Origin of the sequence: Pararhodospirillum oryzae (genome assembly GCF_007992075.1) — a bacterium.
GTDB lineage: Bacteria > Pseudomonadota > Alphaproteobacteria > Rhodospirillales > Rhodospirillaceae > Pararhodospirillum > Pararhodospirillum oryzae.
Window position 1 is genome coordinate 1 of sequence record NZ_BJZO01000118.1, and the last position, 8,791, is coordinate 8,791.

General features: G+C 71.1%; 8 protein-coding genes. 4 read left to right on the plus strand and 4 right to left on the minus strand.

Annotated features, from left to right (window positions below; genetic code table 11):
- From ROR02_RS15065 to rimP, 4 genes are all read right to left on the minus strand, one after another.
- On the minus strand, positions 1-486 hold a 486-nt coding region (locus ROR02_RS15065), incomplete at its 3' end, for a translation initiation factor IF-2 associated domain-containing protein (RefSeq protein ID WP_246135578.1).
- 166 nt (positions 487-652) lie between these two features.
- Positions 653-1,507, minus strand: coding sequence for an RNA-binding protein (locus ROR02_RS15070; RefSeq protein WP_147164870.1), 855 nt, complete (start codon positions 1,505-1,507; stop codon positions 653-655).
- 5 nt (positions 1,508-1,512) lie between these two features.
- Positions 1,513-3,099: a transcription termination factor NusA gene (gene nusA / locus ROR02_RS15075; protein ID WP_147164871.1), complete on the minus strand. Its 1,587-nt coding sequence runs from the start codon at positions 3,097-3,099 to the stop codon at positions 1,513-1,515.
- A 37-nt stretch (positions 3,100-3,136) separates the two neighbouring features.
- Positions 3,137-3,754, minus strand: coding sequence for a ribosome maturation factor RimP (gene rimP, locus ROR02_RS15080; RefSeq protein ID WP_246135581.1), 618 nt, complete (start codon positions 3,752-3,754; stop codon positions 3,137-3,139).
- 384 nt (positions 3,755-4,138) lie between these two features.
- Between rimP and ROR02_RS15085 the strand changes: the two genes are divergently transcribed.
- From ROR02_RS15085 to ROR02_RS15100, 4 genes are all read left to right on the plus strand, one after another.
- On the plus strand, positions 4,139-5,038 hold the full coding sequence (locus ROR02_RS15085; protein WP_246135579.1) for a tetratricopeptide repeat protein: 900 nt from the start codon (positions 4,139-4,141) through the stop codon (positions 5,036-5,038).
- Entirely contained in the window at positions 5,035-5,871 is an 837-nt protein-coding gene (locus ROR02_RS15090) for a prepilin peptidase (protein WP_147164873.1), read from the plus strand. The genes ROR02_RS15085 and ROR02_RS15090 overlap by 4 nt, the downstream gene beginning before the upstream one ends.
- Positions 5,872-6,039: 168 nt before the next feature.
- Positions 6,040-7,743, plus strand: coding sequence for a type II secretion system protein GspD (locus ROR02_RS15095; protein ID WP_246135580.1), 1,704 nt, complete (start codon positions 6,040-6,042; stop codon positions 7,741-7,743).
- 34 nt (positions 7,744-7,777) lie between these two features.
- Positions 7,778-8,542, plus strand: coding sequence for a prepilin-type N-terminal cleavage/methylation domain-containing protein (locus tag ROR02_RS15100; protein ID WP_147164875.1), 765 nt, complete (start codon positions 7,778-7,780; stop codon positions 8,540-8,542).
- Positions 8,543-8,791 lie beyond the last annotated feature (249 nt).

Sequence of the window (8,791 nt, forward strand, 5' to 3'; positions counted from 1 at the left end):
CGGACGCGGCGGCGCCGGACGCGGACCCGGACGCGGCGCGGCCGGAGCCGGCGCGGCCACGGGTTCGGGCGCGGCCGGAGCCGTCTGGGCCGCGACCCGGGCGGCCGCCTCGGCGGCGGCCGCTTCTTCCGCGGCCTTGCGCTGGCGTTCGGCTTCCTCGGCGCGCTCGCGCGCCTCTTCCTCGGCCTTGCGCAGGCGCGCTTCCTCTTCCTCGCGCAGGCGGCGCGCGGCCTCTTCCTGGCGGCGGCGCTCTTCCTCGACCCGTGCGCGCGCGGCCTCGTCCAGGGCCCGCCGGCGCCCCTCCAGCTCGGTCGCGGTCAGCCCGGTGTCGGTGGTTGCCGCCCCCCGGCTCGCGTTCTGGATGGCAGCCGGATCGCCCGCCACCAGGGTCCGCTTCTTGCTCTTGCGTACCTCGACCTGCACTACCTTGGAGCGACCATGCGGAAAGCTCTGCCGGACCTGCCCGGTCTCAACGCTTTTTCTCAACTCAAGCTTCCCTTTGGAGGACAGCGACAGGGGGGCTTTGCGGTCCTTGTCGTTCGTCATGCGGCTTTGCCCTGCTTCCAAACATCCGGACCCCACGGCCCGCCCGGGAGACACTGCCCCGGATTCCACCTTGCCCCCGCACCCATGGGTACCGGGACACACACGCTCATTTGGTCCGACGCGTCGCGCCCGACCGGTGGCCCACCTGGGCCGGATCCAATGGGCCGGTGCGGGCTTCGCGCCCTCCCGTCCCCCGGGAGCGTTGCGCGCCCCCCTTTGACGTCCTTGCCGCCGGATCGTTCTCCTCGCCCGTGCCCTGGCGTCCGCGCAGGCGCCCCAGGCGGATCAGGTCCGCTTCCAGGCGACGGGCCAGGCCACCCGGCCCCAACGCCACGTGAACGGCGTCGCTCCGGGCAAAGGCGCGTCCCAGCGTCGCCCGATCCAGCGCCCGGAAAACCGGAACGCCTCTCGTGACGGCGATCGATTCGAGTTTCTGGCGCCCGTCGTCGGCGCCATCCCAGGCGTCCAGCACCACCGCCGCCCGCTGGGACGCCACCAGCGCCTTGACCTTCTCGAAACCACAAACGGCTTGTCCCGCCTTGCGGGCAAGACCGATCAGTCCAACACAGCGTTCTTCCAGCAGATGATCCACCCGAGCCGCCAGATCCGGGGGCACGGAGACCGCCCGACGGGCGGCGCGGGCAAAGCTGCCCTTGGCCGTCGCCGTTTCTACCACATCGCGCCCAGGGCTCAACCAGAATCCCCGCCCGGGCAGGGTCGCGTCCAGATCCGGGATCACCACCCCGTCCGGTGCCACGACAAAGCGCACCATTACTTCGCGCGGACGGACCGCCCGCGTTAAAATACAGCGCCGGGTTGGGCCGTCGGGCTCCCGGTCGTCCGTGACGGACACCGGCGCCCCCTGGTCCTCGGCCCCCTGGTCTTCGGGAAGCGGCGCGGACTCCGCCTCAAGCGACGGCCCGTCGTCCCCATTCGTGGTATCGACGCAAGGCGCGCTCATGCGGATCAGGCCTCCTCGTTCGCGTCGCCCTCGGGAGCGTCCGCCTCGGCCTCTCCGGCCCCGGCCGCGCCGGTTTCCTCGTCATCGAACCAGTGCGCGCGGGCGGCCATGATCACGGCGTTGGCCGTTTCCTCGTCCATCGCGTCGGCGCCCACGATCTCGCGCAGTTCGTCGGCGGCCAGGTCGCCCAGGTCGTCGAGGGAGTGCACCCCCTTTTCGCCCAGGGCCACCAGCATGGCCCCCGACAAGCCGCCCAGGGTCGCCAGATCGTCGCTGACTCCCAGTTCGCGGCGCCGGTCCTGATTGCGGGCCTCGCGTTCCTCGACGAACAGACGGGCCCGATCCTGCAACTCGCGCGCCACGTCCTCGTCGAAGCCCTCGATCCCCGCCAGTTCCAGGGGATCGACGAACGCCACGTCCTCGACCCCGGTGAAGCCCTCGGTGACCAGCAGGTGCGCGATCACGTCGTCGACGTCCAGCGCCTCGATGAAGGCCTTCGAGCGCGAATGGAACTCTTCCTGGCGGCGCTCGCTTTCCTCGGCCTCGGTCAGGATGTCGATATCCCAGCCGGTCAGCTTCGAGGCCAGACGCACGTTCTGCCCGCGCCGGCCGATGGCCAGCGACAGCTGTTCGTCGGGCACCACCACCTCGATGCGGTTGGCTTCCTCGTCCAGCACCACCTTGGCCACCTCGGCCGGAGCCAGGGCGTTGACCACGAACGTGGCCGGGTCCGAGGACCACTGAATGATGTCGATCTTCTCGCCTTGCAGCTCGGCCACCACCGCCTGCACGCGCGAGCCACGCATGCCGACACAGGCCCCCACCGGATCAATGGCGTGATCGTTGGACAGCACCGCGATCTTGGCCCGCGACCCCGGGTCGCGCGCCACGGCCTTGATCTCGATGATCCCGTCGTAGATTTCCGGCACTTCCTGCGCGAAGAGCTTCGCCATGAACTGCTCGTGGGTGCGCGACAGGAAAATTTGCGGCCCGCGCGGTTCCTGGCGCACGTCGGCGATGTAGGCGCGGATCCGGTCGGCCACCTTGAACGGCTCGCGCGGGATCACCTCGTCGCGGCGCAGCAGCGCTTCCGCCCGGCCCAGATCGACGATGATGTTCCCGAACTCAACGCGCTTGACCAGACCGTTCACGATCTCGCCCAGGCGGTCGCGGTATTCGTTGTACTGACGCTCGCGCTCGGCATCGCGCACTTTCTGCACGATGACCTGCTTGGCGGTCTGCGCCGCGATCCGCCCGAAATCGATCGGCGGCAACGGATCGATCAGGAAATCCCCCACCTCGGCATCGGCCTTCTTGCGCCGTGCCTGGGCCAGGGGAACCTGGGTGAATTCGTTTTCCACGGTCTCGGGCGACTCGACCACCTCAAGGTAACGGGCCAGCCGGATTTCACCCGTCTTGCGGTCGATGCGCGCGCGGATGTCGTGCTCGTGACCGTACTTGGAGCGGCCGGCCTTCTGGATGGCCTGCTCCATGGCGTCGAACACCTCCTCGCGATCGATGCTCTTGTCCCGGGCCACCGTGTCGGCGACCTGGATCAGCTCGGGGCGGCTCATGCCAACGGTACGTTCCATTGCTCTCGTCTTCCTGTCTGTCGTCCCGGCCGCCTGGTCACGCCGTGGTCGTCGTCCCGGGGGTCCCGAGGGCCCCGGGGGCCTCGAAGGCCTCCGCGTTCGCGTCCATTCCGGCGTCGTCCCCGGCGTCGTCCGCCGCTTCCTCGTTTTCCCGCTGCGCCGCCTGCTTCAGGGATTCGGCGATCAGGGCATCCGTCAGAACCAGCCGCGCCTTCACGATCGCCCCGAACGGGATGTGCACCTCGGTTGCCGGCACGCCGTCGTGCCCGCCCAGACGCAAGACAACGGTACGCTCGTCGGCAAGCCCCAGCAACTCACCCTTCATCCGCCGGTGGCCATCAACCAGCCGGTCGGTTTCAATGCGCGCCTCGCGCCCCGCGAAGCGGGCAAAGTCCTTGGGGCGGGTCAAGGGGCGATCCAGCCCCGGCGAGCTGACTTCCAGCATGTAGGCGCCGGCGATCGGGTCCTCGACATCCAGCACCGCCGACAACGCCCGGCTCAGGAGCTCGCAGTCGGCCACGGTCATGGGGACGTCGTCCAGACGCTCGGCCATCACCTGCAAGGTGGGCCGGCCGCTGCCCAGCAACGCCACCCGCACCAGGTCATAACCCATGGCCTCGGCGGTCGGCGCCAGCAGCTTGTTCAGATGGCCCATCACGGTCGTCGTCTCTCCTAAGCATTGATCCGGGGGGCGTGACGCGGTGTCCGGGGCGACACCGCCCAGGGACCCGGCAAGGCGACAGGGGCGGCGTGCGGCCTGACTAAAAAACAAAAAAGGTGGGCCGTCGGCCCACCCCCTGCCAGCCATCCGGCCGTGTCAAGAAGATGTCACGCTTTTTATAGAGACCTTTGCGCCAGATCACAAGACTTTCCTTGCGCGGTCGTCCCCCGGCACCGCGCGCGCTCCCGGGGAGGGCCCTCGCACCCGTCGCGCGGGTGGCCGGACGCAATGGGCCGAGAGGGCGGCTTGACTTCCGGTCAGGCGCGTGCAACCCCACGCAAACACGCGCGCTTCCCCGCCCCTCAAGGCCTGCCCCCCATGAGTCGTCCGCCCTGGCCCGCCCTGGTGCTTGTTGCCCTGCTGGGCACGAACGCCCCGTTGCAAGAAGCACGGGCCACCCCGCCCGATGCCCTCGCGCCCCCGCCCGCCGCTTCCGGCGCGGAGGACGACGAGGAAACGCTCATCCCCCTGGACCCGTCCGCCCTGCGCGGCCTGACCCCGGAAATGGACCTGCCGGACACCGGAAGCGCCCCCCCGCCCGCGCCCCCGCCCGAGGTCGTGGTCACCGGTGGCCGGGGAGCGATGGCGGCCGAGGAAGGCTACCGGGCCCTGGGGGCGGGGCAGGTCGCCCGCGCCCTGGAGGCCTACACCCGCGCCACGCGCCAGGATCCCGCCCTGGCCGACGCCCACCTGGGCCGGGGCGCGGCCCTCGACCTGCTGGGGCGCCCGCGCGAGGCGGCCCTGGCCTACGACCGGGCCCTGGCCCTGCGCCCGACCGATCCGTTGACGCGCGCGCGCCTGACCGGGGCGCTGAGCCGCCTGCCCCCTTCGGAAAGCCTCGACCGCCTGGAGGCCCTGGCGGCGCAGTGGCCCGCCGATCCCGCCTTGTGGGACGCCGTCGGCTTGCAGCGCCTGCGGGCCGGCCGTCCCCAGCCCGCCCTGGAAGCCCTGGAACAGGCCACCCTTCTGGCGCCCGGGGTCGCGGAGCGCCAGTTGAACCTCGCCATCGCGGCCGATCGCGCCGACCGGGCCGCCCGCGCCGTGATCGCCTATCGCCGCGCCTTGCTGCTGTGGCGCACGACCGGGGCCCCGCCCGGCGTCGATCTCGCCGCCATCGCCCGGCGCGCGCGCTGGCTGGAAACCCATCCTCCCCCCGCGTTTCCCTTCGCCCCCGCCGCGACGCCCCCGTCTCCCTCTCCGTCCTCGTCCCCGCCATGATCGCGCACCTTGCCGGCCTTACCCTTTTCGGGCTTGTCGTCGGTTCGAGCGCCCACACCCTGGCCGACCGGCTGCCCCCAGGGCGTCCCCTTGCCTGGGCCCGCTCGCGTTGCGATTCCTGCGCGCGCCGGCTGCGCTTTTGGGAGATGATCCCCGTGGTGTCGTGGCTGGCGCTGCGCGGACGCTGCGCCACCTGCCGGGCCGCCCTGCCCCGCTCCTTGCTGGCCGCCGAGGTTCTCGGGGGGCTTCTGGGGGCCGGAATCGCCGGCGCCGTGTCCGACCCCCTCCTGGCCGGGTTCGGGGTGCTCCTGGCCCTGCCCATGGGGGCGATCGCCCTGATCGACGCCCGCCTGGGCGTGGTGCCCGACCGCCTGACCCTGGCCCTGGCCGTCCTCGCCCTGGCCTGGCGGGCCCGGGCCACTTTTCCATCCTTCCCCGCCTTCCCCCTGGCCGCTCCCGAAGGTGCCTGGCTTGCCGGCGAGGGCCTGGCCATGGCGGAACAGGTGCTGCTTCCGGCCCTGGGCCTGGGCGCGCTGCTGGGCCTGGGCGCCTGGACCTTGCGCGCCGTCCATGCCCGCCTGCGCGGCCGCGAGGGCCTGGGCAGCGGCGATGTCGGCCTGTTCGCCGCCGCTGGCGTGGCCCTGCCCGTGGAGACCCTGCCCGTGTTCCTGATCGCCGCCGGGCTTGGTGGCCTGCTCACCGCCCTCGTTCTGCCCGGGCGGGACAACGGCGTTCCCTTCGCGCCCGCGCTGATGGCCGCCCTGGCCCTGGGGATGGGACACGCCACGCTTACCGGGGGTTACGAGCCTTCGTTTTCCGTGTTATCTCCCTAGGAAACCGGCGGGGGGACGCCGGACACAGCGCGAACGGGTTTCTTGCATCCAGCGAGGGATCCGTGGGGCCACGACAAGAGAGACACACGCATCATGGGGGGATGGCCAACGGGGAACGCCCCGGGCACGCGCGTCTGGACTCCACGCGCAAGGGAAAGCGTCGGACTCGTGCTTGTGCTCGCGCTCGCCGCCTGCGCCGGCTTCGACCCCGCCGCCGGCCTTGGCAAAACCGACTACCAGGCGCTGGAGGGCAACCGGGCCGCCGCTTCCCCCGAGCCCCAGCCCCCGATTCCCGCTCCCATGGATCCGGCCCGGCGCCCCTTGCCGCCTCCGGAAAGCGGACGGCGCGTCACCCTTGTCGCCGAGCATCCCACCCCCGTCACCGAGGTCCTGGTCACGCTCGCGCGGGTCGCGGGCCTGGATCTCGACCTGGAACCGGGCCTGGAAGCCCGCGTGGTGATCACCGCGCGCGATCGTCCCCTGCCCGAGATCCTGGAACGCCTGGCCGGCCTGGCCAACGCCCGCCTTGCCCTGGAAAACGGGGTGCTGGTGGCCGGACCCGATCGCCCGCGCCCCGTCACCTATCGCCTGGACGCGCTCAACCTCAGCCGCGCCGCCGAGGGCAGCGTCTCCACCTCGACCGACGTGTTCGCCCGCGTGGGCGACGCCCAGGCCGGCGCCGGAAGCCATGGCAACGCCTCGGCCAGCCGCGTGGCCTCGCGCTCGGAGGCCGATGTCTGGACCGAGGTCTCGGCCGGGCTTGCCCACCTGCTGGGCGTGCGCGAAAGCCGCCCCGACGCGGCCCCGGCGCCTTCCTCCGCCGCCTCGTCCCCCCGCCGCGACGCGGCCTCCCGTCCGGCCCCGTCCCGTGACACCGACGCGGCGAGCGATGCCCCTCCCGCGCCCCAGGGCAGGGAAAAACCCCGCACCGGCTTTCACATCAACCGCCAGGCCGGGGTCATCACCGTGGTGGCCCCGCAGGCCCGCCAGCGCGAGGTCGCGGCCTACCTGGACCGGGTGCGGGAATCCATGGCGGTTCAGGTGCTGATCGAGGCCAAGATCCTGGAAGTTTCCTTGCAGGATCAATACCGCAGCGGCATCGACTGGACCGCCCTCGGGGAAGACGGCGACTTCCGCTTGAACATCCCCGGCACCCAGAGCGTGGTGTCCGCGCCGCTCACCGACGCGGCCGCGACCGTGACCTTGGGGGGCACGGCCACCCTGGGGGCGGTGGATCTTTCAACCCTGGTGCAGTTCATCAACCGCTTTGGCGCCGTGCGCACCTTGTCGAGCCCGCGCCTCACCGTGATGAACAACCAGACCGCCGTTCTCAAGGTGGCCGAGAACGAGGTCTATTTCGTGCTCGACGCCGACACCATCACCAACGACGGCGTGACCCGCACCACCTACTCCAGCCAGATCAACACCGTGCCCATTGGCCTGGTCATGACCGTTCAGCCCAGCGTCGAGCCCGGCCAGGGCCGGATCACCCTGGGGGTGCGCCCCACCGTGTCGCGCATCGCGTCCCGGGTCGCCGACCCGGCGGTTTCCCTGCAAAACGATGCCATCGATTCCTTGATTCCCGTGGTCGAGGTCCGCGAACTCGACTCGGTCGTGACCATCGACGACGGCGCCGTGGTCGTCATGGGCGGCCTGATGCAAGAGCGCATGGACCGGGTCGAACGCGGGGTTCCCTGGTTGCAGGACGTGCCCCTGGTCGGCCGCCTGTTTCGCGCCGACACCCAGCAAACCGACGTGGTCGAACTGATCGTCCTGCTGCGCGCGACCGTGGTGGGGGGCAGCCATGCCCACCCGGCCGACCGCGATCTTTACAACACCTTTGGCCCGGATCCCCGCCCGTTGTCCTTCTGACCCCCGGCTTCGCCCGTCCGACACAGAGATGCCCATGCGCCGTTCGCGCCTTCGCCCCCATCCCGGCTTTTCGCGGCCACCCCGGCCGCGCCTTCGCCCCGGCTTCACCTTGCCCGGTTTCACCCTGGTTGAAATGTCGGTGGTGCTGGTGTTGATCGGCCTGTTGCTGGGCGGCGTGCTCAAGGGCCAGCAGCTGATCGAGGCCACGCGCCTGCGCATGACCATCAGCCAGTGGGAGGGCGTGCGGGCCGCCTTCAGCGCCTTTCAGGAACGCTACGGCGCCTTGCCCGGCGATTTCGCCGCCGCCACCACCTACATCAACGGCCCAATGGTCGCCAACGGCGACGGGGATGGCGTGATCGGCGCCGCCAACCGGGGGATGGGCGATCCCGCCGGCGCCGAATCCGCCCGCGCCTGGGAACACCTGGCCGCCGCCGGCTTCCTCAGTGGCGTGCGCCTGGACGAGGGCCCCGCCCAGGATTCTTCCACCCTGCCCGCCCGCCTGAGCGGCCTGTCCCTTGTCATCGTCCACGGGCGCTTCGGTCTCACCGCCGGCACCGGCCACTGGCTGCGCTTGCAAGACACCCCCGCCGGCGCTCCCACCCGCAACAGCCTGTCGGGGGTCCAGGCGCTGGAAATCGATACCCGCTTCGACGACGGCAACGCCGACACCGGATTCATCGTCATGAGCGATTTCGCGGGCACGGCGCCGGGGCAGGCCGATGGCTGCAAGAACGCCGACGGCACCTACGCCAGCGGCGCCGTGCAAACCTGCACCCCCGTTTTTTTCCTGGAATGAAATCTGGAATGCACTCCCCCCGCCCTGCCCGCCACGCGGGGCCGCTCGCGGGGGGATGACAGCCGGGCGCCTTGATGGAATCATGGACCAGCGGACGGGTCGCGCGCGAGGAACGCACCAGGAGAACCGCGCGCGGCCCCTGCCGCGAGAGCCAAGCGCACGGAGTGCGCGTCCGGCGCTTGAGGGCACGACAAAGAGTCCAGGGCAGTCGAGTGAAGCCCTGGATGCCCTTGGAAGAGGGTTCCTCAA